The sequence below is a fragment of the Oleiharenicola lentus genome (genome assembly GCF_004118375.1).
GTDB lineage: Bacteria > Verrucomicrobiota > Verrucomicrobiia > Opitutales > Opitutaceae > Lacunisphaera > Lacunisphaera lenta.
In genome coordinates this window covers 581,671-602,906 of the sequence record NZ_SDHX01000001.1, presented here as the reverse complement: position 1 = coordinate 602,906, position 21,236 = coordinate 581,671, and the positions used below count along the sequence as shown (strand labels likewise).

General features: G+C 68.1%; 19 protein-coding genes. 8 read left to right on the top strand and 11 right to left on the bottom strand.

The features are described 5' to 3' along the window. Positions 1 to 7: 7 nt before the first annotated feature. Genes ESB00_RS02445 through ESB00_RS20090 form a run of 3 tightly spaced genes read right to left on the bottom strand, consistent with a single transcriptional unit; the run spans position 8 to position 1,075 of the window. Complete coding sequence (locus ESB00_RS02445; RefSeq protein WP_129046140.1) at positions 8 to 445, bottom strand: c-type cytochrome; 438 nt, start codon at positions 443 to 445, stop codon at positions 8 to 10. A gap of 45 nt (positions 446 to 490) precedes the next feature. Continuing rightward, positions 491 to 925: a globin family protein gene (locus ESB00_RS02440; protein ID WP_129046139.1), complete on the bottom strand. Its 435-nt coding sequence runs from the start codon at positions 923 to 925 to the stop codon at positions 491 to 493. Positions 926 to 946: 21 nt separating this feature from the next. Beyond that, on the bottom strand, positions 947 to 1,075 hold the full coding sequence (locus tag ESB00_RS20090) for a hypothetical protein (protein WP_281278153.1): 129 nt from the start codon (positions 1,073 to 1,075) through the stop codon (positions 947 to 949). A 118-nt stretch (positions 1,076 to 1,193) separates the two neighbouring features. Between ESB00_RS20090 and ESB00_RS02435 the strand changes: the two genes are divergently transcribed. Continuing rightward, positions 1,194 to 1,826 (top strand): response regulator transcription factor, encoded by a 633-nt coding sequence (locus tag ESB00_RS02435; protein ID WP_129046138.1) that lies wholly within the window; start codon positions 1,194 to 1,196, stop codon positions 1,824 to 1,826. On the opposite strand, the gene ESB00_RS02430 is transcribed toward ESB00_RS02435, so the two are convergent. Beyond that, positions 1,823 to 3,133 (bottom strand): MATE family efflux transporter, encoded by a 1,311-nt coding sequence (locus tag ESB00_RS02430; RefSeq protein WP_129046137.1) that lies wholly within the window; start codon positions 3,131 to 3,133, stop codon positions 1,823 to 1,825. The two genes, ESB00_RS02435 and ESB00_RS02430, sit on opposite strands and share 4 nt — an antisense overlap. A gap of 186 nt (positions 3,134 to 3,319) precedes the next feature. Here ESB00_RS02430 and ESB00_RS02425 point away from each other — a divergent pair, with 186 nt between their 5' ends. After that, entirely contained in the window at positions 3,320 to 4,186 is an 867-nt protein-coding gene (locus tag ESB00_RS02425; protein ID WP_129046136.1) for a DMT family transporter, read from the top strand. 88 nt (positions 4,187 to 4,274) lie between these two features. Here ESB00_RS02425 and ESB00_RS02420 read toward each other — a convergent pair whose 3' ends face one another. Together ESB00_RS02420 and ESB00_RS02415 are read right to left on the bottom strand one after the other, a co-directional pair. Continuing rightward, positions 4,275 to 5,399 carry a hypothetical protein gene (locus ESB00_RS02420; protein ID WP_129046135.1) on the bottom strand — a complete coding sequence of 375 codons (1,125 nt, stop codon included), beginning with the start codon at positions 5,397 to 5,399 and terminating at the stop codon, positions 4,275 to 4,277. Positions 5,400 to 5,418: 19 nt separating this feature from the next. After that, on the bottom strand, positions 5,419 to 6,390 hold the full coding sequence (locus ESB00_RS02415) for a DUF2167 domain-containing protein (RefSeq protein ID WP_129046134.1): 972 nt from the start codon (positions 6,388 to 6,390) through the stop codon (positions 5,419 to 5,421). 121 nt (positions 6,391 to 6,511) lie between these two features. Between ESB00_RS02415 and ESB00_RS02410 the strand changes: the two genes are divergently transcribed. The 4 genes from ESB00_RS02410 to ESB00_RS02395 all read left to right on the top strand — a co-directional run bounded on the left by ESB00_RS02410 (position 6,512) and on the right by ESB00_RS02395 (position 13,277). Next, positions 6,512 to 6,892, top strand: a complete 381-nt coding sequence (locus ESB00_RS02410; protein WP_129046133.1) for a hypothetical protein — start codon at positions 6,512 to 6,514, stop codon at positions 6,890 to 6,892. Continuing rightward, positions 6,889 to 7,596: a trimeric intracellular cation channel family protein gene (locus ESB00_RS02405; RefSeq protein WP_129046132.1), complete on the top strand. Its 708-nt coding sequence runs from the start codon at positions 6,889 to 6,891 to the stop codon at positions 7,594 to 7,596. The genes ESB00_RS02410 and ESB00_RS02405 overlap by 4 nt, the downstream gene beginning before the upstream one ends. Before the next feature lie 53 nt (positions 7,597 to 7,649). Further along, a complete protein-coding gene (gene glpK / locus ESB00_RS02400) occupies positions 7,650 to 9,131 on the top strand; it encodes a glycerol kinase GlpK (RefSeq protein WP_129046131.1) in 1,482 nt (493 codons plus the stop codon). A gap of 114 nt (positions 9,132 to 9,245) precedes the next feature. Continuing rightward, entirely contained in the window at positions 9,246 to 13,277 is a 4,032-nt protein-coding gene (locus ESB00_RS02395) for a LysM peptidoglycan-binding domain-containing protein (RefSeq protein ID WP_129046130.1), read from the top strand. Positions 13,278 to 13,579: 302 nt separating this feature from the next. On the opposite strand, the gene ESB00_RS02390 is transcribed toward ESB00_RS02395, so the two are convergent. The 3 genes from ESB00_RS02390 to ESB00_RS02380 form a co-directional block, all read right to left on the bottom strand. Further along, positions 13,580 to 14,512 (bottom strand): AEC family transporter, encoded by a 933-nt coding sequence (locus ESB00_RS02390; RefSeq protein ID WP_129046129.1) that lies wholly within the window; start codon positions 14,510 to 14,512, stop codon positions 13,580 to 13,582. 135 nt (positions 14,513 to 14,647) lie between these two features. Continuing rightward, positions 14,648 to 14,998 (bottom strand): DUF1304 domain-containing protein, encoded by a 351-nt coding sequence (locus ESB00_RS02385; RefSeq protein WP_129046128.1) that lies wholly within the window; start codon positions 14,996 to 14,998, stop codon positions 14,648 to 14,650. Between the two features lie 10 nt (positions 14,999 to 15,008). Next, positions 15,009 to 15,485 carry a MaoC family dehydratase gene (locus ESB00_RS02380; RefSeq protein WP_218938663.1) on the bottom strand — a complete coding sequence of 159 codons (477 nt, stop codon included), beginning with the start codon at positions 15,483 to 15,485 and terminating at the stop codon, positions 15,009 to 15,011. A gap of 71 nt (positions 15,486 to 15,556) precedes the next feature. Here ESB00_RS02380 and ESB00_RS02375 point away from each other — a divergent pair, with 71 nt between their 5' ends. Then, positions 15,557 to 16,048, top strand: coding sequence for a DUF2059 domain-containing protein (locus ESB00_RS02375; RefSeq protein WP_129046127.1), 492 nt, complete (start codon positions 15,557 to 15,559; stop codon positions 16,046 to 16,048). A gap of 56 nt (positions 16,049 to 16,104) precedes the next feature. Here ESB00_RS02375 and ESB00_RS02370 read toward each other — a convergent pair whose 3' ends face one another. Further along, complete coding sequence (locus tag ESB00_RS02370) at positions 16,105 to 16,491, bottom strand: hypothetical protein (RefSeq protein WP_129046126.1); 387 nt, start codon at positions 16,489 to 16,491, stop codon at positions 16,105 to 16,107. Positions 16,492 to 16,625: 134 nt separating this feature from the next. Between ESB00_RS02370 and ESB00_RS02365 the strand changes: the two genes are divergently transcribed. Next, positions 16,626 to 19,031: an AAA family ATPase gene (locus tag ESB00_RS02365; RefSeq protein ID WP_246026397.1), complete on the top strand. Its 2,406-nt coding sequence runs from the start codon at positions 16,626 to 16,628 to the stop codon at positions 19,029 to 19,031. Between the two features lie 86 nt (positions 19,032 to 19,117). On the opposite strand, the gene ESB00_RS02360 is transcribed toward ESB00_RS02365, so the two are convergent. After that, entirely contained in the window at positions 19,118 to 21,235 is a 2,118-nt protein-coding gene (locus ESB00_RS02360; RefSeq protein WP_129046124.1) for a hypothetical protein, read from the bottom strand. Position 21,236 lies beyond the last annotated feature (1 nt).

Genomic DNA, 21,236 nt, shown 5'->3' with positions numbered 1-21,236 from the left:
GGAAAAATCAGGGTTGCGCGGCGACCGCGGGTGCGTCGCCCAGCGACTTGAGGTAGGCCACCATGGCGCGCGCATCCTCCTCGTTGAGCCGGTAGGCCGGCATGGGCGGACGCGGCATCGTGCCGTCGGGACGCTTGCCTTCCATCAGGAATTTCACGGCCTGCTCCGCTGTCATGGACGGCAGGCCGGCGATCGGCGGGGCCACCGGCGCCCAGACGGGCATCGGCACCGCCGGCGTGAAGCCGATGGGCGCGCCGCGCAGCCAGTGCGCGGTGACGAACTCGCCCTTTTCATTGCGGGGGGAATGGCAGTCGGCGCACAGGCCGATGCCCTCGACGAGATAGCGGCCGCGATTGAGCAGGGCGGCCGGCGCCACGGGGTCGGCCGCGGCGAGCGGAACGGTGGTGACAATGCCAAGGAGGAGGACGAGCAGGCGGGTTTTCATGCGTGAATCAGGTTTTAAGTTTTTAGGGAAAAGGGAGCGTTGGTTTCAGGCGACGCGATGCTGTTGGGCGGCGCCGTCGCGGGCCCCGGCCTTCATGGTTTCGGCGAGGGTCCAGTAGGCCTTGGCCCACGCCGCCTGCATGTCGGCGGTGAAGGCCGCCCCGAGCCCGCGGCCCAGCGTCCAGAGCAACGCCTCGCCCACGGTCTCGTAGTGCTCGTCGCGCACCCGGTAACCGGCATGGCGCAGGCCCAGCTGCCGGACGGCCGGCACCAGGTCGTCGAGCCGGTTCAGGCCGGCGACGGCCAGGCCGAGCATCTGCATGAGCTTGCGGCCCTGGTCGGCCATGTCGCTGTGGAAAAGGTGGCGCAACGCGGGATCGAGTTCGAAAAGGCGCGCATAGAAGAGCGAGGCGGCCTGGTCGGCGATCGGCGCGACCTTGCGGAAGGAATCCTGGACAAGGGTGATTTCGGCGGTGGTCATGGCGGGGGAAGGCGCAGACGGTTACTTGCGGCGGCGCTCCATGCGGAGCGGAAACGCCACCGTCATGGTGATGAAAAGCATCGTGAGAAAGATGCCGCCGGTTTCGGCCGGAAGGGTGAGGAGCACAGCGGGAAGGGAGAGGAGATTCATGATGCTGTCAGTATGCCCGGAAACGCCGCCGCCCGCCATGGGCCGGCCGGGGGTGGCCGATCGGCTAGGTCACACGGCCTGCTTTACATCGCGCCTCCCGCCGCCAAGCTCCGGCCTCGTGGAAAAAATCCTCGTCATCGACGACGACCCGAAGATCCGGAAGCAGACCTGCGCGCTGCTCCAGAGCGAGGGTTACACGACGGTCGAGGCCCGCAACGGCCGCGAGGGCATCACGCTCGCCCGCAGCGAAAAGCCCGCCCTGGTGCTCTGCGACATCACCATGCCCGAGATGAACGGCCACCGCGTGGTCGAGTCCCTCCGCCAGGACCCCGCCACGGCCCACCTGCCCTTCATCTTTCTGACGGGCTGGAGCGAGCGGAGCGACCAGCGCACGGGCATGAACCTCGGCGCCGACGACTACCTCGTGAAACCCGTCGAGCCCGTGGACCTGCTGGGCGCCGTGCAGGCCCGCCTGCGCCGCCGCCAGCAGACCACCGGCGCCACCCGCGCCGCCTCGGTGGCCGACGCCACCCCGGGCGCGATCGAACGCGCCCTCGGCCTCACCGCCCGCGAGGCGGAGATCCTTTCGTGGGTCGTGCAGGGCAAGACCAACCCGGAGATCGGCACCATCCTCGGCATCCAGCTCACGACGGTCAAAAAACACCTCGAGAGCATCTTCACCAAGCTGGGCGTGGAAAACCGCACCGCCGCCGTCACCTCGGTGTTGGAGAAAATCACGCCCCAGTCCTAGGCCGCGCGGCTGCGCGTCAGCCCCCGGAACCGCCAAGCCAGCAGCACCGCCGCGCAGGCGAGTCCGCTCGCCAGCCCCGCCCAGACCCCGATGGCGCCAAGCCGCGTGTGAAAGGCCAGCACATAGGCCAGCGGCAGCGACACCACCCAGTAGGCGATGAAGGTGATCACCGTCGGCACCTTCACGTCGGTCAGGCCGCGCAACGCGGCCACCGACACGACCTGTCCGCCGTCGAACAGCTGGAAGATCGCCGCGACCACGAGCAGCTGCGCCGCCAGCGCCACGACCGCCGGGTCCGGCGTGAAACCCCGGGCCAGCACCGTGCCGCCGAAACCGAAGACGACGGCAAACGCCAGCATGAGCAGGCTCGTGAAACCCAGCGAACCAAACCCAATCGGCCGCAGCGCCTCCATCCGGCCCTCGCCCCGCGCCTTGCTGATGCGGATGCTCGTCGCCATGGACAGACCGAGAGGAAACATGAAGGTGAACGCCGCGCAGCTGAGCGCGACCTGATGCGCAGCCAGCGCCGTCGCACCCAGCCAGCCCATCATCAGCATGGCCGCGGAAAACGCCCCGCACTCGAACAGCAGGCTGCCCGACGCCGGCACGCCCATGTGCAGCATCTCGCGGAACCGCGCCCGCTCCCACCCGCCCTGGGCCGGGCGCTCGCGCCGCAGCCAGAAGGCAATCGTGGCCACGGCCAGCACCCGCACCGTCAGCGTCGCCACGCCCGCGCCGGTCAACCCGAGCGCCGGCAGGCCCCAGTGACCCCAGATGAGCCCCCAGTTTAACAGGGCGTTCAACGCGACGTCCGCCAGCATGATGGTTGTGCCGACCCACGGCCGGCCGAGTGCATCGAGATACTGCCGCTGCACCTGGAAATAAAACACCGGGATCAGCGACAGCGCGTAGAGCAGATAAAAGGGCTTCACCACCGCCACGACTTCCGCCGGCTGACCGAACCGGTGCAGCCACGGGGTAAGCGCCGCCATCAGCCCGGCGCAACCCGTGCCGGCCACCAGGGCCACCGCCTTGCCGTGCTTCAGCCACGCCGCGCAGCCGGCGTCGTCGCCCGCCCCGTGGTCGCGCGCCGTGAACACACCCACCGGGATCAGCAGCCCGATGCCGGCGACGTAGAACAGGCCGAACACGCCGCCCGAGAAGGCCGACGCCGCCAGCTCCACCGTGCCCACGCGGCCGATCATGGCCGCATCCGTGATGCCGATCAGCATCTGGCTCACCTGCGCCACGACCATGGGCAGGGCCAGCGCGAGCGTCAGCCGGAGTTCCTTGAGCACAATTTGCATGGAGAGGGCAGGACAGCACGAAACCGCCGAAAGACACGAAAAATTCGTCCCCCGGACTGCGGCAGCACTCCACCGACCGGTCCGTTACAGATAACAGTGACAGGATTCCTGCTGGTGGAGGAGAGCAACCACCCTCGTGCTTTCCTTTCGTGTGTTCCGTGTATTTCGTGGTGACCCGTCATCCCCATGACCCTCGCCGCCCTCGCCCTCGTCCTCGTCGCCGCATTCATCCACGCGACGTGGAACTACGCGGCCAAGCGCTCGGCGGGCGGCCTGCCCTTCGTCTGGGTCTCCAGCGTCTTCGCGCTCGGGCTCTACGCGGTGGGAGGTCTGGGCTACTGGCTCTGGCAAAAGCCGGAACTGCCGGTCCGCGTGTGGTGGGTGATCGCCGGCAGCGGTGCGCTCAAGACGCTCTACTCGCTTCTGCTCCAGCGCGCCTATCGCAGCGGCGATTTCTCGCTCGTCTACCCGCTCACCCGCGGCACCGCGCCCCTGCTCGCGACGGTGGGCGCGATCCTGTTCTTCGGCGAACGCCCCACTCCGCTGGCGCTCGCCGGCGGCGGCATCATCATTGGCTGCGTGTTCCTGCTCACCGGCGGCCCGCAGCTGCTGAAGACCGACCGTGCGCACCTGCGGCAGGGCATTTTCTACGGCCTCGCCTGCGCCACCTGCGTCGGCCTTTATACCGTCTGGGACCAGCGCGCCGTCGCCCACCTGAAACTGCCGCCGATTCTCTACGACGGCGGCACCCAGCTCGTGCTCTTCCTCATCCTCACGCCCTTTGCCTGGCGGCGCCGCGACGAAGTCGTGGCCGCCTGGCGCGACCACCGCGGCAAGGCCGCCATCGTCGGCCTGCTGAGTCCGGTCGCCTATGTGCTCATTCTCTACGCGATGAGTTTCACGCCCGTGAGCTACATCGCGCCCGCACGCGAGATCAGCATCGTCATCGGGGCGTTCTTCGGGGCGAAGCTCCTGAATGAGTCCGACGCCCCGCGCCGTCTCCTCGCCGCCGCCGGCATGGCCGTGGGCATCCTCGCGCTGGCCTTGGGGTGAATCGATTTGTAGCCGCGATTCAATCCCGCCGCGCGGGATGAAAGCGTGGCCGAACACGGGGTCACGCGATCGCGGCGCCCCGGCGCGGCTACTTCACCGGCTTCAACTCCACCCCGTGCGGACACCGCGCCGCCTCGCTCGTGAACTGGCTGCGGCAGCGCGGGCAATAGCGGCAGCTCGCCGGGCCGTCGGCACGCGGAGCGGCGAATAGCTTTTCTTCCTCCACGCCGGCCGCGGCGAGCAAAGGTCCCAGCCGCTGACCCAGCTCCGTGCGGTGCCAGGCGGCAATCTCACGCGCCAACGGCGCATCCTCGGCGTCGCCGATCGGCCAGCGCAGGTCGCCGACCACCTGGAAGGCGAGTTCGGCCAGTTCCCGCTTCGGCGCAAACGCCAGCGCGCAGGCCAGCGGGTGCTGCGCCGGAAACCAGCCGTCTCCGGCCAGCGCCCGCAGCCGCAGGGCCTGCGGCGGAAGCAGCACGGCGCTGAAGAGCGCAATGCCGCGCTGGTCCTCGCCCGGCACCTGGAGCCGGCGCGTCGCCCGCCACGCCGTCACGACGCCGGCCAGATGCAGCAGGACCAGATACCCGAGGATCAGCGGCAGCAGCCGCGCCACCAGCTCCGCCTGCTTCGGCGCCAGCCGGCTGGCACCGTCGGCGAGCAGGTAAACCGTGAGGACAACCGCCAGCGCGAGAAACACGCCGTTGAAGACGGCCGGCACCATCGTGCGTCCGACCAGGATTTTGGCCCGTCGCCGCAGATGCGCGGGCCGCAGCCAGCGGGCGAGCCACCAGCCGATCCGTGGCGTGCGCACCGGCTCCGGCATGCGCGCGAGACCGAGGATCTGCGAGGCGCGCAGGTGGCCGGTGTCGCGGCAGAAACGCGCGCCGTTGATCGTGATCCAGCCGCGCTGCACGCCGGTCTCGCGGATTTCCTCCCAGGCCCAGGCCGTGGCGCGAGCGGGCGCCTCGGCGGGCCGGCCGGCGGAACCGACGGGACGGTTGCTGATGCCCCGGGGCGATAGCGCGAAGGGCACGTCGTCCGCCAGCACGCGCCAGCCCGTCGGCGACCAACCGGGCCGGAGCAGGCGGCCGAAGACCAGCCGCGCGCGCCGGCCGCGGCCGTTCAGGTTGAAACGCGCCGCCGGCGGCAGCTTGAGGCCGTCCGCTAGCCAGAGTGCCCAGAAGACCAGCAGCACTGAAGCCCACTCACTCATGCCGGCGCGAGGGGCGGGCTCACGCCGAGGGCTCGTCGGGGCGGGCGCCGGTGAACTTGTTCAGCAGCTTCTTGATGCCCACGCCGACGGCCACGAGGGCGGCGACGACGGCCTTCCACGCCTTGCCAAAGAACGCGGTGAACTGGGCCAGCCAGCCCAGTTTGGCCGCCGCCGCCACGCCGCCGCCGAGCACAAGCGCGGCGAGGCCGTATTGGGCTACCTTGTCACCCGCCTTGAACTCCGTGTATTTCTGCCCGGACACGTAGTTGAAACCACCGGCCAGCAGCTGGTCGGCCTCCGTTTCAGCCTGCTTGAAGACGGCCGAGTCGCTCACGAGCGTGACGTTCATCACGCCACCCCGCCCGAGCAGACGGATGCTGCCATTGATCCACACCTCCTTGAACTGGTCCTGCGAGGAGGTGAGGTTGATGGCCCACTTGAGGTTGTTCGTCTTCGCATCGTAGTGCGGCGGCGTGGCCCAGCCGTTCAGGCGCAGTTCGTCCCAGCCGCGCTCCTTGCGGGCCTCATTCGCCGCGTTCTGGTTGTCGGTCATGGAGGACATGAGCTTGTCGGCGTTGAGCTTGTCCTTGTCGTCGTCCTTCACGTAGCCGATGTCGTCGTAGTCGAAGAAGAGTGTCCAGTTGTTGGGCGAGAGGACGACGCCGACCTCGTTGCCGCTGCGGGAATTCTGGGTGAGCTCATAATAACGGTCGAGCGAGTCGGGGCCGACAAAGGCGTAGCCCTCGGGCAGCTTGAGTTCGGCGGCCTGGCCGAGGGTCACGGTGGTCGGGCCGTTGACGAGCTTGATGCCGGCATTGGCGTAGACTTCTTCACGAGTGTGCGGACGGGGCCCGTTGGCCGTGTCGGGAGCCGGTTCGGTCGCGGCGGCGGCGGGCTGTGCCTCCTTGGGCCTGGCCTCCTTGGGTTTATCCTGTGCGACGGCGGTGAGGGCGACACAGGTCGCCAGGAGCAGACAACGAGTCAGATGCATGGGGGATGAGGTTGAGGTGGTGGCCCGTGCCGGGTTTATTCCGCAAGCGTGGAGACCGGTCAAGCGGGCCGTGACGGGATTGCGCTGGCGCCGGTTCCGCCGGCTGCGCTAGATTCCCGTCATGCGTCGCTCCAAGGAAATCATCGTCCTGCTCGCTCTGCTCGTCGGCGCCATGGGCTTCGTGCTCTGGTATGTGATCGACCGTCGCGCGAAAAACCGTGCCGCACCCGCTCCGGTCACGCGCAACCTCTCGCCCGAACCTCCGTCCGCCGGCACGCAGACCGTGCGGCCGCCGCAGGAGCCGGTCGTGCTGGGCCCGCAGACGGAGCGCAAGACCGTGGATTTCTCCACCGGCCAGGCCGTCGTGAAGGACTCCGCCGCGGACCGCGCCGCGATCGACGAGGCGATGAAGGACATCGCCGCCGCCTCCAAGGAAGTGACCTTCGAACCAACGCCCAAGCCGAAGGCCGCTCCGCCGGCCCAGCCCGCGAAGCAGCCATGAGCAGCACCGCGACCGCGCTCTCGGGCGGTTTTGCCCTGCCGGTGCTGTTCGACCTCGGCGCCACCTTCGCGTTCGCGCTCTCCGGCGCGCTCGCCGCCATCAAGCGCCACTACGACATCGTGGGCGTGCTCGCCCTGGCGCTGGTCACCGGCCTCGGCGGCGGCCTGATCCGCGACGGCCTCTTCCTCGATGTCGGCCCCACCCCCCTGCTCACCAATTCCCGCTACCTGGAGGCCGTCGTGCTCGCTGCCGTCTGCGGCGTGGTGCTCGGCGGACGCATCCACCGTTTCGCCCGGCTCATCGTGATCGTGGACGCCCTCGGCCTCGGCGCCTACGCGGCCTTTGGCGTGCAAAAATCCCTGCTCGCCGGCCTCGCCCCGCCGGCCGCCATCCTCGTGGGGCTCGTCAACGCCGTGGGCGGCGGCGTGCTGCGCGACCTGCTCTGCCGCGAGGAGCCGCTGCTCTTCAAGCCGGGCCAGTTCTACTTCCTCATCGCCCTCGCCGGGGCCGTGGTTTTCCTCTTCTGCACCGTCACGCTCGGCTGGTCGGCCAACGTCTCGGCCATCGCCACCGTCACGCTCACCTTCGTCACGCGCATGCTGACCATCGCGTTCAACTGGCGCACCGCTCCCGTGTCCTCGGGCAGCCTCTTCGAAAACGACGATCCGTCCCCGTCCCCGCCGGCCGCATCCGGCAAAAACTGATCCGCCTCCATTTTCAGGTCTCAGGTTTCAAGCTTCAGGTTTCGTTTACTCCCATGCCCCGCTGCGTCCTCGCCCTCGACCAAGGCACGACCTCGTCGCGCGCCATCGTCTTCGACCGCCGCGGCCGCGCCCGCGGTTCCGCCCAGCAGGAGTTTGCCCAGCATTTTCCGCAGCCCGGCTGGGTCGAGCACGACCCGCGCGACCTTTGGGAATCCACCCGCCGCACCGCCCTCGCCGCCCTGGCCGAGGCCAACCTCACGGCCCGCGACGTCGCCGCGCTCGGCCTCACCAACCAGCGCGAAACCACCCTCCTCTGGGACCGTCGCACCGGCCGGCCGCTTCACCGCGCCATCGTCTGGCAGGACCGGCGAACCGCCGGCCTCTGCGCGAAACTCAAACGCGCCGGCCTCGAACCGCTCTTCCGGGAAAAGACCGGCCTGCTCCTCGACCCGTATTTCTCCGGCACCAAGCTCGCCTGGCTGCTCGACCACGTGCCCGGCGCCCGCCGACGCGCCGGACGCGGCGAACTCGCCTTCGGCACCGTGGACACCTGGCTGCTCTGGCAACTCACCGGCGGACGCGTCCACGCCACCGATGTCTCAAACGCCTCGCGCACGCTCCTCCTCAACCTCCGCACCGCCGACTGGGACCCGGAGCTCCTGAAAATCCTGCACATCCCGCGCGAGGTGCTTCCGGAGGTGCGCGACAGCAGCGGCCTCTTCGGCGAAGTCACCAGCGTGCCCGCCCTGCGCGGCGTGCCCATCGGCGGCATCGCGGGCGACCAGCAAGCCGCCCTCTTCGGCCAGGCCTGCTGGAGACCCGGCATGGCCAAGAACACCTACGGCACCGGTTGCTTCCTGCTCCTGCACACCGGCGACCGGCCCGTCGCCTCGAAGAACAATTTGCTCACCACCATCGCGTGGCGCCTCGGCGGCAAGATCGAATACGCCCTCGAGGGCTCCGTGTTCATCGGCGGCGCCGTCGTCCAGTGGCTGCGCGACGGCCTCGGTGTCATCGCGCGTTCGTCCGACGTGGAGAAACTCGCGGCCACCGTGCCCGACAACGGGGGCGTCTATCTCGTGCCCGCGTTCGCGGGCCTCGGTGCGCCGCATTGGGACGCCGACGCGCGCGGCATTGTGACCGGCCTCACCCGTGGCAGCACCGCCGGTCACCTCGCCCGCGCCGCGCTCGAGAGCATCGCCTACCAGAGCGCCGACCTGCTCGGCGCCATGCAGGCCGATTGCGGCCACAAACTCCGCGAACTCCGCGTGGACGGCGGCGCGACGGTGAACAACGCGCTCATGCAGTTCCAGTCCGACCTGCTCCGCGTGCCAGTCGTCCGCCCGCGCACGACCGAGACCACCGCCCTCGGCGCCGCCTACCTCGCCGGCCTTGCGGTGGGCTTCTGGAAAAATCGCGCCGAAATCGCCGCCCTCTGGTCCGCCGACCGCACTTTCCGCCCCTCGGCAAACCCCGCACGCGTGAAACGTCTCCGCGCCGGGTGGCAGGCCGCCGTCGCGCGCACGAAAGCCTGATCCCGGCGCGGCCACGGCAAATGTTTGGCGTTGGCCCGACCGCAGTTTTTACACGGCGGGCTTGCAGGGCCGGTTGCTTCCGCCAATTCTGCCTGTGCACCCACTGCCCGCCGCATGAAGAAGACTTTTTGTTTCACGACGGCCCTGCTGGCCGCCTCCCTCGCCGTCACCCCCACCCTGGCCCAGGATAGCGCCGAGGTGGCCTCCCTTCGCGCCAAGGCCGAACGCGGCAACGGCATCGCCCAATACAATCTCGGCCTCGCCTATGCCGAGGGTCGCGGAGTCGCCGCCGACCCGATCGAGGCTTTCGTGTGGCTCTCGCTCGCGCGCGATAACGGCGCGCGCGGCCGAGCCCTCGACTCCCTGCTCGCCAATCTCGATCGCGGCGCCATCGCCGCTGGCGAAACCCGCCTCGAGGAACGCCGGGTCGTGCTCGGCGTTCGCCCGGCCAGCACACCGGCCCCGACGGCGGGGACGACCCAGCCGGCCGCTCCCGCCAAATCCGCCCCCGCTCCCGTGGCCGCGCCGACCCCCGCTCCGGCCCCGGCGAATCCCGAGGCCGAGCGCGAGGCCCTCGTCCGCCGCACCACCGAGCTGACGGCCGAAGTCTCCGCCCTGCGCGCCGACCGGGAGCGCCTCGCGCAAAACGCCGCCTCCGCCCAGACCGAGTTGCAACGCGCCCGCCAGGCCCTGGCCGCGGCCCAAAACGCCCCCCGGCCCACGATCGACAACACCGCGCTCGACCAGCGCACCCGCGAGTTGCAAGCCACCCGCGCCGAACTCCAGACCGCCCGCGCCTTTGGCGAGGAGGTGGAGAAAACCCTCAACCGCATCACCGACGAAAAGACCGCGCTGGAAAATTCCCTGAAAACCGCCCGGGCCTTTGGCGAACAGGTCGAGGGGACGCTCAATCGCGTGGCCGACGAAAAGGCCGCCGCCGAAGCCCGGCTCCGTGCCGCGGAGCAGACCCGCGACGCGCTGGCTCGCGAGTTCGAGGGCGCGAAAAACCGCCTCGCAGTCCTCGAGCAGCAGGCCGCCCAGCCCGCACCCGCTCCCGCGCCCGCCTACCCGGACCTCCGCAAACGCGTCGCCGAACTCGAGCAGCAACTCACCGCGGCCCAGAACGCCCGCCCCGCCTATCCCAACCTCGCGGACAAGGTCGCCGAGCTGGAGACCGCGCTCGCCGCGGCGCGCAACGCCCGGCCGGCCTATCCCGACCTCTCTGGCCGCGTGAAGGAACTCGAAGGCGCCCTGACCGCCGCCCAAAATGCCCGGCCGGCTTATCCGGATCTGCGCAACCGCGTGGGCGAACTGGAACAGCAGCTCACCGCGGCGAAATCCGCCAAGCCCGCTTATCCGGATCTGACGGCCCGGGTCGCCGAACTCGAGACCGCCCTTGTCGCCGCCCGCAACGCGAAACCCGCCTATCCCGATCTGAGCCCCCGCGTGAAGGAACTCGAAGCCCAGGTCGCCGCGAAACCGGCCTTCCCGGACCTGCGCGGCCGGGTGGGCGAATTGGAACAACAGCTCGCCACCGCCCGCAACGCCCAGCCCAACTACCCGGATCTGCGCGGGCAGGTCCGTGAATTGGAGAACGCCCAGCGCAACCTCGCCCGCGAGGTGGACGCCACCAAGGCCGCCCTCGCCAAGGCCAACGACGCTCTCGCCACCCAGCCCGCCGCCCCGGCCTATCCCGACCTGCGCGCCAAGGTGGCCGAGCTGGAGTCCGCCCTCGCCGCCGCGCCGAAGACCCGCGACCTCGAGGCCCGCGTCGCCGCCCTCACCGCCGAGGCCGCCCTGCGCCAGCGCGAGACCACCACGCTCGCCGAGGCCCGCACCGAGGCCGAAAAATCCCGCGACGCCCTGGCCCGCCAGTTCGACGAATACAAGACCTCCACCGCCGGCGCACTGCGCGACCGCACCAACCTCGAGGCCAGCGTGAAACTGCTCGAGTCCGACAAAGCCTCCCTCCGCCGCCAGGCCGAGACCGCCGGCAACGAAGCCGCCCAGCTCCGCACCCAGCTCGCCGGCCTGCGCGAACAGCTCGCCGCCAAGCCGGCCGCTCCGGCCTACCCCGACCTGAGCGACCGCGTGAAGGAATTGGAAAACGCCCTCGCCGCCGCCCGCGAGCCCAAGGCGCCGGCTTATCCGGATCTCTCCGGTCGGGTCGCCGAACTGGAATCCGCGCTCTCGACCGCCCGCAACGCCCAGCCCGCCTACGCCGACCTCTCAGGCAAGGTCGCTGAGTTGGAACAGCAACTCGCCGCCCTGGCCAAGGCGAAGGACGACGCCGGACAGGATGCCCGGCGCAAACTGGAGGAGCAATCCCGCCAGGCCGAGTCGGCGCAGCGCACGCTCACCCGCGAACTCGACGTCACCAAGAGCGCGCTCGCCAAGGCCAACGACGCCCTTGCCGCCAAACCCGCCGCGCCCGGCTACCCGGATCTGCGCGATCGCGTCACGAGCCTGGAATCCGAGCTCACCGCCGCGCGCAACGCGGCCCCGGCTTATCCCGATCTCAGCGGCAAGGTCGCCGAACTTGAAGCGGCGCTCACCACCGCCCGAAACGCCCGGCCGGCTTATCCTGACCTGAGCGCCCGGGTGGCCGAACTGGAGGCTGCGCTCAAGACCGCCGGCAACGCCCAGCCCGCGTATCCTGATCTTTCCGGCAAGGTCACCGAGTTGGAACGCGATCTGATCGCCGCCCAGCAAAAGGCCGGCGCCGCGGAACAGGCCCGCCTTTCCCTCGCCCGCGAGTTTGAGGAGTTCCGCAGCGCCAATGCCGCCGCCCAGCGCGAGCGCACCAACCTGCAGGCCAGCGTAAAGCTGCTCGAGTCCGACAAGACCTCGCTTCGCCGCCAACTCGACACCTCCGAGAGCGAACTCGCCCAGCTCCGCACCCAGGTGGCCGGCCTCAAGGAACAGGTCGCCGCCAAGCCCGTCGCCCCGAACTACCCCGACCTCTCCGGCCGCGTGAAGGACCTCGAAACCGCGCTGGCCGCCGCCCGCAGCGAGACCAAGGCCCCGGCTTATCCCGACCTTTCCGGCAAGGTGGCGGAACTCGACCAGGAACTCACCCGGTTGCGAGACGACCGCGAGCGGATGCAGAAGATGCTCGCCGACTCCGGCCGGCAGCTGCGCGACGCCTCGTCCGCCGCCAGCCGCGTGAAGGAACTCGAGACCCGCAACGACTCGCTCGAAAAGAATCTCGGCGCCAGCCGCGGCCAGATCGAGGACCTCCAGTCCCAGCTCGCCGCCGCCCGCAAGGCCAAGCCGGCTTATCCCGACCTGACCGACAAGGTGCGCGATCTTGAGACGAAGCTCGCCGAGGCGGAAAGCCGTCGTCGCGGCCCGACCTACCCGAACCTCGCCGGTCGCGTCGCCGAGCTCGAGGGCCAGCTCGCCGACGCCCGCCGCCAGCTGGGCGACACCGAGGCCCGCCTCGCCGCGGCCGCGAGCGCCCCGACCCCTGCCCCGGCCGAAACCGCACCCGCCGCCGACGCTTCCGACCTGCAGAAACGCCTCGCCGAAACCGAAGGCAAGCTCACCACCGCGTTGCGCGGATACGCCCTGCTCCAGCGCGAACAGGAAGCCACGACGGCACAGAAGCGCGCGCTCGACGAGCAGCTCGCCGCGCTGAATGCGCAGCTGGAGCAGCTGAAGTCCGCCGCCGCCTCGTCCGCCGAACAGGCCGCCACCGCCGGCACGCTTGCGCAGGAACGCGACGCCCTCACCACCCGCCTCACCGCGGCCGAAAGCCAGGTCGCCTCGACCCAGGCCGAGTTGACCCGTCTGAACGAGACCCTCGCCGCCCTCCAGCGCACGAGCAGCCAGGCCGCCGGCGAAACCGTCAGCACCCGCGCCCTCGTCGAGCAGCTCCGCGGCGCCAACGCCGTCCTCGCGCAGGAAAACTACCAGCTCAAGACCGCGCTCGCCCGCACGCCCGGCGCCCCGGCGTCGGTCACCGTGCCCGTCACGCCCCCCGGTGCCCGCACGCACGTCGTGGTTGCCGGCGACTCCCTCTCGCGCCTCAGCCAGCGCTACTACGGCACCGCCGCCCGCTGGCAGGAGATCTACACCGCCAACGCCGAAAAACTCGGCCCCACCGGCACCCTCCGCATCGGCACCGAGCTGCGCATCCCCTAAAACAGCGTCGGACCACCCCCTCCGCCCAACCGCTCCAAGGCGGGATCACTGATCCCGCCTTTTTCTTTTCCCAACCCCTTCGCCTCCCCCCGCGAATCCACCCGACCCTCACTCCAACCCGAATGTTCGTATTACGAACATTGGCCATTTCGCCCCTCCTTCCCCGACCTGCACGCTGACGCCTTTTCAGAGGGGAAAAGTCCGTTGCTTGGTCAATAGCCGGAGCAAGCCACCGGCCCCAATGTTCGTATTACGAACATTGGCGTTTCTGGTGCACTGATGGAGTTATGGGGCAGGCTGGTTCAGAACCAGCCTACGATGACCGCCAGCGAGACCAGCGACGTGAGCACGCTCAGGGAGATCGTGCCGGCGGCGAGGGACTCGTCGCCTTTCAGCTCGAGGGCCATTGTGTAGGAGACAATCGCCGTGGGGCAGGCCAGGAGGATGAGCACGAGCTTGAGTTCGGCGGCGCCGAGGCCGAGCGCGCGGCCCACCACCCAGCCGAGCACCGGCGCGAGCGCGGTCTTCACCAGTGCGGATCCCAGCGGCCGGCGCCACGTGGCACCGAGCTTCACCGCCACGAGCGAGCCGCCCACCCCAAGCAGGCCGAGCGGCAGCGCCATCTCGCCGAGCGCGGAGAAGGCCTTGTCCACCGCCGCCGGCAGCGTCCAGCCCGCGAGCGCCCAGCCGATGCCGGCGAGCGTCGCAAGCAACGGGGGCGTCGTGATGAGTTGTTTCACGAACGGTTTCACCATGCCCCAGCCCAGCCGGTGCTGGCTCAGCAGCAGCACGACCACGCCGGCCACGTTGTAGAACACCATCATCGGCGCGACCGTGAGCACCGCCGCCGTGCGCGCCGACACGCCCCACGCCAGCGGCGCGTCGGGCAGCGAAAAAATCACCGGCAGGCCCACGAAGGCCAGGTTGCCGCGAAACCCGCCCTGCACGAAGGTCCCCAGCGCCGCGCCCGGCACGCGCAGCAGCGCAGCCACCCCGTAGGCCGCCGCCGTCACGAGCAGCGTGGCGGCCAGCATGACCGTGAACATCGCGCCCGCACCCGCCGCGTCGCGGAAGGAACCGGCGAGCTGCGAGAAGAGCAGCGCGGGCAGGCCCAGCCAGTAGGTGACGCGATTCGCCTCTTTCAAAAAATCCGCCGACACCAGCTTCGTCGCCTGCATCGCCGCGCCGGCCGCGATGAGCAGGAAGACCGGCGCCAGGGTGTTGAGGACGAGCATGGCATGCGATGATGCGCGATGACGCCAGTCGCTGCAAGCGTCGGTCCGCAGAACAGCGAGGATCGTCGAAGTCGGTAACCGGACCCGGCAACCGATGGCAACAGATCCGTCGAGACGCGCGCGCTCCCCCAATCCTCAGGCTACCCACGTCAACCCCAACGCCACGGCCGCCGGCAGCGCCTGCACGAACAAAATCTTCCGCCCCACCGTCGCCGCACCAAACACCCCCGCCACGATCACGCAGCCCAGAAAGAACACCCGGATCGCCTGGCCATCCGCGCCCAGCCAAAGCCCCCACACCAGCCCCGCGGCGAGAAATCCGTTGTATAGCCCCTGGTTGGCCGCGAGCGCCTTCGTGAGCTGCGCCTTTTCCTCGGTCAGCTTGAACACGCGGCGCCCGAGCGGCTTCGTCCACAGGAACATTTCCAGCACGAGGAACCAGAGGTGCAGGAGGGCGACGAGGCCCGTGAGGAGTGTGGCGAGCATTGGCATAAAATCAGGCGGAGGGCCGGCGCGCGATCAGCAGGTTCGCCGTCATTTCCTGCACGGCCTTGCCGTCCTGGTTGAGCGTGCGGCAGCGCAGGAGCAGGTTGCCGAAACCCAGGCGCACAGGGTGCGGTTCGAGGCCCGCGACCTCCATGACCACGCGCAGGCGGTCGCCGGGTCTGACGGGGCGCGGCCACCGCAGGTTGTCCACGCCCTGGCCGATGACCCCGTCGCGGAGCGGCATCTCGCCGCGCACCATCAGGCCCATGCTGACCGCCGCCGTGTGCCAGCCGCTGGCCACGAGACCGCGGAAAAACGTGCCCTTGGCTGCCTCGGCATCGGTGTGGAACGGCTGCGGGTCGTGACGCCGGGCAAACTCCACGATCTCCTCCTCCGTCACGGTGTGCTCCGGCGTGTTGAAGCGGTCTCCCGGCTTGAGATCCTCGAAATACAGCATGGTGCTTGTGCGGTTCGGAGGTTGCAGCACGCCCGTTTAGGCCGCAACCTCCGCTTTCACTCACCGGCGTGGGGCCACCCGCCGGCCTGTTGCCACCCCCCATGAAAAAATCCCTCCTCCTTATCGCGGTGCTCGCCCTCTCCCCGGCGGCATTCGCCGACGACAACGCCGCCAAGCTGGCCCTCGCCCGCGAAGCCATCAGTGCCATGCAGGCCGACAAGATGTTCGACGGCATGGCCGCCCAGATGAAACAGATGGCCGCCCAGCAGACCCGTCTGCCCGCCTCGGCCACCCCCGAGCAGATCAAGCAGGCCGAGGAGCTGCAGGGCAAGATCCTCGATCTCTCCATGAGCGAGGCCAAGGCCATGATCGGCAAGATGGACGCAATCTACGCCTCCGTTTACAGCGAGGCCGAGCTCAAGGCCATGGTCGCGTTCTTCAAGTCCTCCGAGGGTCAGTCCATGATGGCGAAGCAGCCGCAGGTCATGGCCCAGATGATGCCCCTGATCCAAGGCATGCAGCAGAGCCTGATGCCGAAGATCCAGAAACTCGTCGAGGAAACCAAGGCCGCTGCCAAGCCGGCCGCTCCCTGATTCGCCCGCTTCTTTCGGCCCGCCGCACCCCGGCGGGCTTTTTTATGCCCGCTCCGTCACGCCCCCGGCCCGAACGCCAGCGCATGCAACCCGGCCCCCAGCATGAACAGGCAGATGAAGGCGGCGTTGGTCGCCTTCGGGACTTCTTTCCAGAACAACGGCTGCAGCATCGCGCGCAGCACCCACATGGCGGTCAAACCGCCCAGCAACAGTCGGCCCAACGCAGTCGTCGTGAGCTCCGCGGCATTCAGGACCAGCACCGCCGCCAGCAACAGCAGGAACGCCATCAGCATGATGTTCAGCACCTGCATGACCCCGCGGTTCACCGGGTGCAGCTTGGGCAGCTCCTCCCTCCAGCGGAACAGCCTCCAGAAACCCAGGTGGAACATGGCCAACGCCACATCGTAGCCCGCCGCCGCATAGATCCAGGTCTGGTTTTGCATCGGCGGCAACTTGTCGTGCCGGTCGTGTCCGGTCAATCCGGCTCAAGGTGGAGCTCGCGCTCCGCGCGGGCTTGCTTGGCGAGAACGTTGTTCCGCGCTTCCCTTCCCCCCATCCGTGCTTATCCGTGTCATCCGTGGCGGCCCCCCCTGCAGAAACCCTGACCGGCGTCCTCGAGCGCATCATCTTCTTCAACGAGGAGAACCACTACACCATCGCGGAGCTGAAGCCCGACGGCGTGAAGGGCGCCGACGCCCGCGTCACCATCACCGGCCCGTTGCCCGGCGTGCAGTGCGGCGAGACGCTCCAGCTCACCGGCGAATGGACCAAGCACGCCCAGCACGGCGCACAGTTCAAGGTCGTCACGTTCAAGAGCGAGCTGCCCTCCTCCGTTTACGGCATCCGCAAATACCTCGGCAGCGGCCTCGTGCCGGGCATCGGCAAGGTTTACGCCAACAAGATCGTGGACGCCTTCGGCACCGACACCTTCCGCGTGCTCAGCGAGGAGTCGAGCAAGCTCCGCAAGGTCCCCGGCATCGGCAAGGTCCGCGCCACCTCCATCAAGCAGGCCTGGGACGAACAGCGCACACTGCGCGAAGTGCACATCTTTCTCCAGACCTACGGCGTCACCACCGCCCAGTGCGTGCGCATCGTGAAGAAGTGGGACGCCGCCGCGCAGAAAATCATCTCGGCCGAGCCCTACCGTCTCGCCCGCGAGATCGACGGCATCGGCTTCAAGACCGCCGACCGCCTCGCCATCAACCTCGGCTTCGCCAACGACGCCCCGCCCCGCCTCGATGCCGGCCTGATCTACGCGCTGCAGACGCTCGAGGAGGAGGGCCACACCGCCTTCCCGCGCGGCGACCTCGTGACCCACGCCGCCACGATGCTCGAAACCTCCGCCGAGCGCATCGAGGCCCGCATTGACGCCCTGATCGCGGCGAAGGAGCTGGTGCAGCATGGTGCCAGTTATTCGTTATCAGCTGCGGGTTATCAGGGAGGACCGAGAGAAAAAGCATCGCGTGCTGAATCCAATAACCCTCAACCAACAACCAATAACCGACAACTGCACGACGCCGTCGTGCAGTTGCCCCACAACGACCGCTTCGAAACCAAGATCGCCGCCGTCGTCCAGCGCCTCAACGCCGTGCCTTCCGGCCTGCCGGCCATCAAGATCGACGCCGCCGTGAAGTGGGCGCAGGACAAGGCCGGCTTCGAATTCCACCCGCTGCAATCCGCCGCCATCTCCCACGCTCTCGCGCACAAGTTCACCATTCTCACCGGCGGACCCGGCACGGGAAAAACCACGATCCTCCGCGCACTTGTGGACATCCTGAAGGCCAAGAAGGCGCGCGTCACTCTTGCGGCCCCTACCGGTCGCGCGGCCCAGCGCCTCGCCGAAACGACCGGCGGCTTCGCGTCCACCATCCACCGCCTGCTCGCCTACGACCCGGCTGGCGGCGGCTTCGTGCACAACGAGTCCAAGCCTCTGGCGACCGATTTCCTCATTGTGGACGAGTCCTCGATGCTCGACACGCGTCTCGCCGCCGCCCTGCTCCAGGCCGTGCCCGTGCGCGCGCACCTGCTGCTCGTCGGCGACATCGACCAACTCCCCAGCGTCGGCGCCGGCAACGTGCTGAAGGATTTGATTCATGTAGGGTCGTCGCTTGCGCCGACCTCGGGTGCTAGGTCGACGCAAGCACCGACCCTACAAAAGGCAGAGACACTCTCCCGGCCTCCAGTTTCCGGTCTCCGGTCTCCCGCCTCGTCACTCATTCCCGTGACGAGGCTCCAGTTCGTCTATCGCCAGGGCAAGGAGAGCGCCATCGTCACCACCGCGCACGCCATCAACGAGGGCATCAGCCAGCCGCCGCCCATTCTGGGCGAAGTCGGCAAGGCGCAGGCGTGGAGCGACCTCAACTTCATCGCCGCCTCCTCCGCCGATGACTGCCTCGCGAAAGTGATCGAGCTGTGCACCCGGTTCATCCCGCAACACCTCCACTGGTTCAATCCGATCGCCGAGGTGCAGGTGCTTGCGCCGATGCACAAGGGCGTGGCCGGGGTCGCCAACCTCAACACGCAGCTCCAAGCCGCGCTGAATCCCCACGCCCGCGGCATCAAGACCGTCAGCGGCGAATACCGCCCGGGCGACAAGCTCATCCAGCTGCGAAACAACTACGACAAAAACCTCTTCAACGGCGACATCGGCACCGTCGTCAGCGCGGACCTCCAGAAGGGCACGCTCATCGCCGACTTCGACGGCGAGCAGCACGTCTTTGAGCGCGGCGAGTTCGGCGACGTCGCGCTCGCCTACGCCATCAGCATCCACAAGTCGCAGGGCAGCGAGTATCCCGTCGTCGTGATCCCGCTGCTCAAGGGCCACTTCATGATGCTCCAGCGAAACCTGATCTACACCGCCATCACGCGCGGCCGGAAAAAGGTCTTCGTCGTCGGCGAGCCCGCCGCCTGGGGCATGGCCGTCCGCAACGTCGAATCAAAGGCCCGTTGCACGCATCTTCGCCAGAAGATCCTTGGCGCCTGAAGAACAAGGCCTGTCCTACGTGGCCTTGGCGAAGGAGGAGGCACCCACCCGCACGAGAAGTCCTCGCGGCGGCCCCCGGCCGCCTCCTATTGCCGAACAGTCTTGGCCGGCATGCGGTCGACAAAGATGCCGGAGTCGTCCGGATTGAAGTCGTATTCCGCCGCCCGCGCGCCGCGTTCGATCCGGGCCCGCTTGGCTCCTTGGCGCCAAGTCACCCACGGATTGTGGATCACGTAACGGTATTCGTCGTAATCGATCACCCTTCCGTCCACGCTGTGCCGGCGGAAATCATAACGATCAAACCGCAATTTTTCGCCCGCGGTCGAAGTGTAGGAGACCGATTCGGCATCGACCGACAGGGAGGCCGCCACGACGGAGCGCTTGAAGTCATCGAAAGACGTGAAGCGGTCCGAGTCGGCCATTTCCCAGACGAGGAAGTCGGAAGCCTGCTCGAACCGGATGATCCGGCCCAAGCCCTCGGCCGGGACCTTCGAGTGGGCCAGCTCCGGCAGCCTTTCCCCCGGCGCCACCCGGAACTGGAGGATAGTGGTGCCAGGCTGCCGGGGCGTATCAGCTTGCCAACCGCCCAAGACGGGGCGGATCGCAAGATATACCTCGCGACCGATGCTTGAGCGGGCGGAGAAGAACAGCCACGGAGGGAAGGATTGGAAATCTTCCGTGAAGCCGTCTTTGATCCATATCTTGGAGGGCAACTGGTCGACGCCATTCTGGGTGATGGCTGCCCCGCGCCCGACCACGCTCTGCATGGGGCAGATCAGGCTGTATTTGAGGTCGAACTGGTTGTTGTCACTGAGACCAAAGGGAATCACGGCCAGCCCGACGTCGCCGAGTTTCGCGCCCGGTGTGGCCACATAGGCGCCTCCCGCGTGGTAGCCCCATCCGTTCCACGATTTGATTCCAAATCCGAGTGCATGGTCGGGCATGACCCAAGTCGCCTTCGGTTTGCCCGGTAGTCCGTCGCGGGTCTCGGCGATCGCCTCGCGCACAAGATACCCCTCGCGGGGCTTGTTTACCGCCAAGTCGATCAGCACCTTGGGAAAGTCGGGGTGCCCGGGATGATATTCGGTGGTGAGCAAGGACAGGTAGGACCACGCTCCCCACTCGTAATATTCGTGTCCGGCGGGCACGTAGGGCAGGTCGTCAAAAAGCAGATGGTTGAAAATGTGCATGAGGCCCGGCAGGCGGTTCGTGTGCTTCTCGGAGTTCTCATGCGCCCCCGCATAGACGCCGCGGATTGCTTCCTCAGCGTAGTCGGCAAGGAGGAGGTCGATGAACATTTCGCAGTATGTCCGCAGCACAGGGTCGTCGGAAAGGTCGCGCAGGAACCAGAAATCACCGAGAAAAACGTGCAAGTAGGTGGCCCCGTCCTTCTCCGTCACGCCCCAGTCGAAATGGCGGAATTCCTCGAACTGCCAAGGCTCGATCGGGATTTGGGGTTTCCGGTAGCCGATGAGGTATTCGTAGAAGGCCTGCCGCCAATAGCCGTAGAAATCCCGCTGCCCGGGCTGCTTGCTGCGCAGGGGTGCGGGCGGACCATCAGGCGGGGTATAGGTTTCGTCACCATAGATCTGGCACAGCAACAGGGCGTGCACCATGTATTGCAGTCGGTGATTCTCGGTGTATCCCACCGCTCCCTCGAACGGTTTCGGCCACGTGTAGAGACCGATGCGGATATGACGGTTGAAACAGGTCTCGGGCAGGAAGTGCCTCAGGGATTGCCCGGGGATGACACGTCCGTCTGGTTCACGCCCATCGCGCAGCTTTGCGACCGTGGCCGGGAAGAGGAGGTCGGGGCGGTTACCGTAGGTGATCAGCGCGCGCATCGCGAACAGACCGCCGCCATGGTTAATCCGACCCCACCAGTTGGGCTGCTCGAGTTGGCGGCAAAATCGCAGCAGCAACTCGTTTGCCTCCGGCACGTGCGTATGGTCACCGGTCAGCTCGGCTTGCCGCAACAGGGCGAGAGCCTTGATCTGGTCCGCCAAAAAACCGCCGCCCAGGTTGTCGGGGGGCTCCGCATGGATTATGCTTTCCAATGCCACGAGCCGGCGGCCCGCAAAGCCGTCTGCAATGGCTTGCACGTCTCGATCGGCGACCCGTGGGACCGCGGCGGTCAGCCCGGCCACCAGCAGCAGGCTCCCCAGCAAGCCCAAACCGGACCGGGTGGCTGTGGTTGCTTTCACG

Coding starts and splice junctions, on each gene's coding strand:
- ESB00_RS02415 (WP_129046134.1), bottom strand. CDS start 6,390: ATGCATCTGACTCGTTGTCTGCTCCTGGCGACCTGTGTCGCCCTCACC.
- ESB00_RS20090 (WP_281278153.1), bottom strand. CDS start 1,075: ATGAATCTCCTCTCCCTTCCCGCTGTGCTCCTCACCCTTCCGGCCGAA.
- ESB00_RS02395 (WP_129046130.1), top strand. CDS start 9,246: ATGAAGAAGACTTTTTGTTTCACGACGGCCCTGCTGGCCGCCTCCCTC.
- ESB00_RS02385 (WP_129046128.1), bottom strand. CDS start 14,998: ATGCTCGCCACACTCCTCACGGGCCTCGTCGCCCTCCTGCACCTCTGG.
- ESB00_RS02410 (WP_129046133.1), top strand. CDS start 6,512: ATGCGTCGCTCCAAGGAAATCATCGTCCTGCTCGCTCTGCTCGTCGGC.
- ESB00_RS02370 (WP_129046126.1), bottom strand. CDS start 16,491: ATGCAAAACCAGACCTGGATCTATGCGGCGGCGGGCTACGATGTGGCG.
- glpK (WP_129046131.1), top strand. CDS start 7,650: ATGCCCCGCTGCGTCCTCGCCCTCGACCAAGGCACGACCTCGTCGCGC.
- ESB00_RS02390 (WP_129046129.1), bottom strand. CDS start 14,512: ATGCTCGTCCTCAACACCCTGGCGCCGGTCTTCCTGCTCATCGCGGCC.
- ESB00_RS02445 (WP_129046140.1), bottom strand. CDS start 445: ATGAAAACCCGCCTGCTCGTCCTCCTCCTTGGCATTGTCACCACCGTT.
- ESB00_RS02440 (WP_129046139.1), bottom strand. CDS start 925: ATGACCACCGCCGAAATCACCCTTGTCCAGGATTCCTTCCGCAAGGTC.
- ESB00_RS02430 (WP_129046137.1), bottom strand. CDS start 3,133: ATGCAAATTGTGCTCAAGGAACTCCGGCTGACGCTCGCGCTGGCCCTG.
- ESB00_RS02425 (WP_129046136.1), top strand. CDS start 3,320: ATGACCCTCGCCGCCCTCGCCCTCGTCCTCGTCGCCGCATTCATCCAC.
- ESB00_RS02405 (WP_129046132.1), top strand. CDS start 6,889: ATGAGCAGCACCGCGACCGCGCTCTCGGGCGGTTTTGCCCTGCCGGTG.
- ESB00_RS02420 (WP_129046135.1), bottom strand. CDS start 5,399: ATGAGTGAGTGGGCTTCAGTGCTGCTGGTCTTCTGGGCACTCTGGCTA.
- ESB00_RS02375 (WP_129046127.1), top strand. CDS start 15,557: ATGAAAAAATCCCTCCTCCTTATCGCGGTGCTCGCCCTCTCCCCGGCG.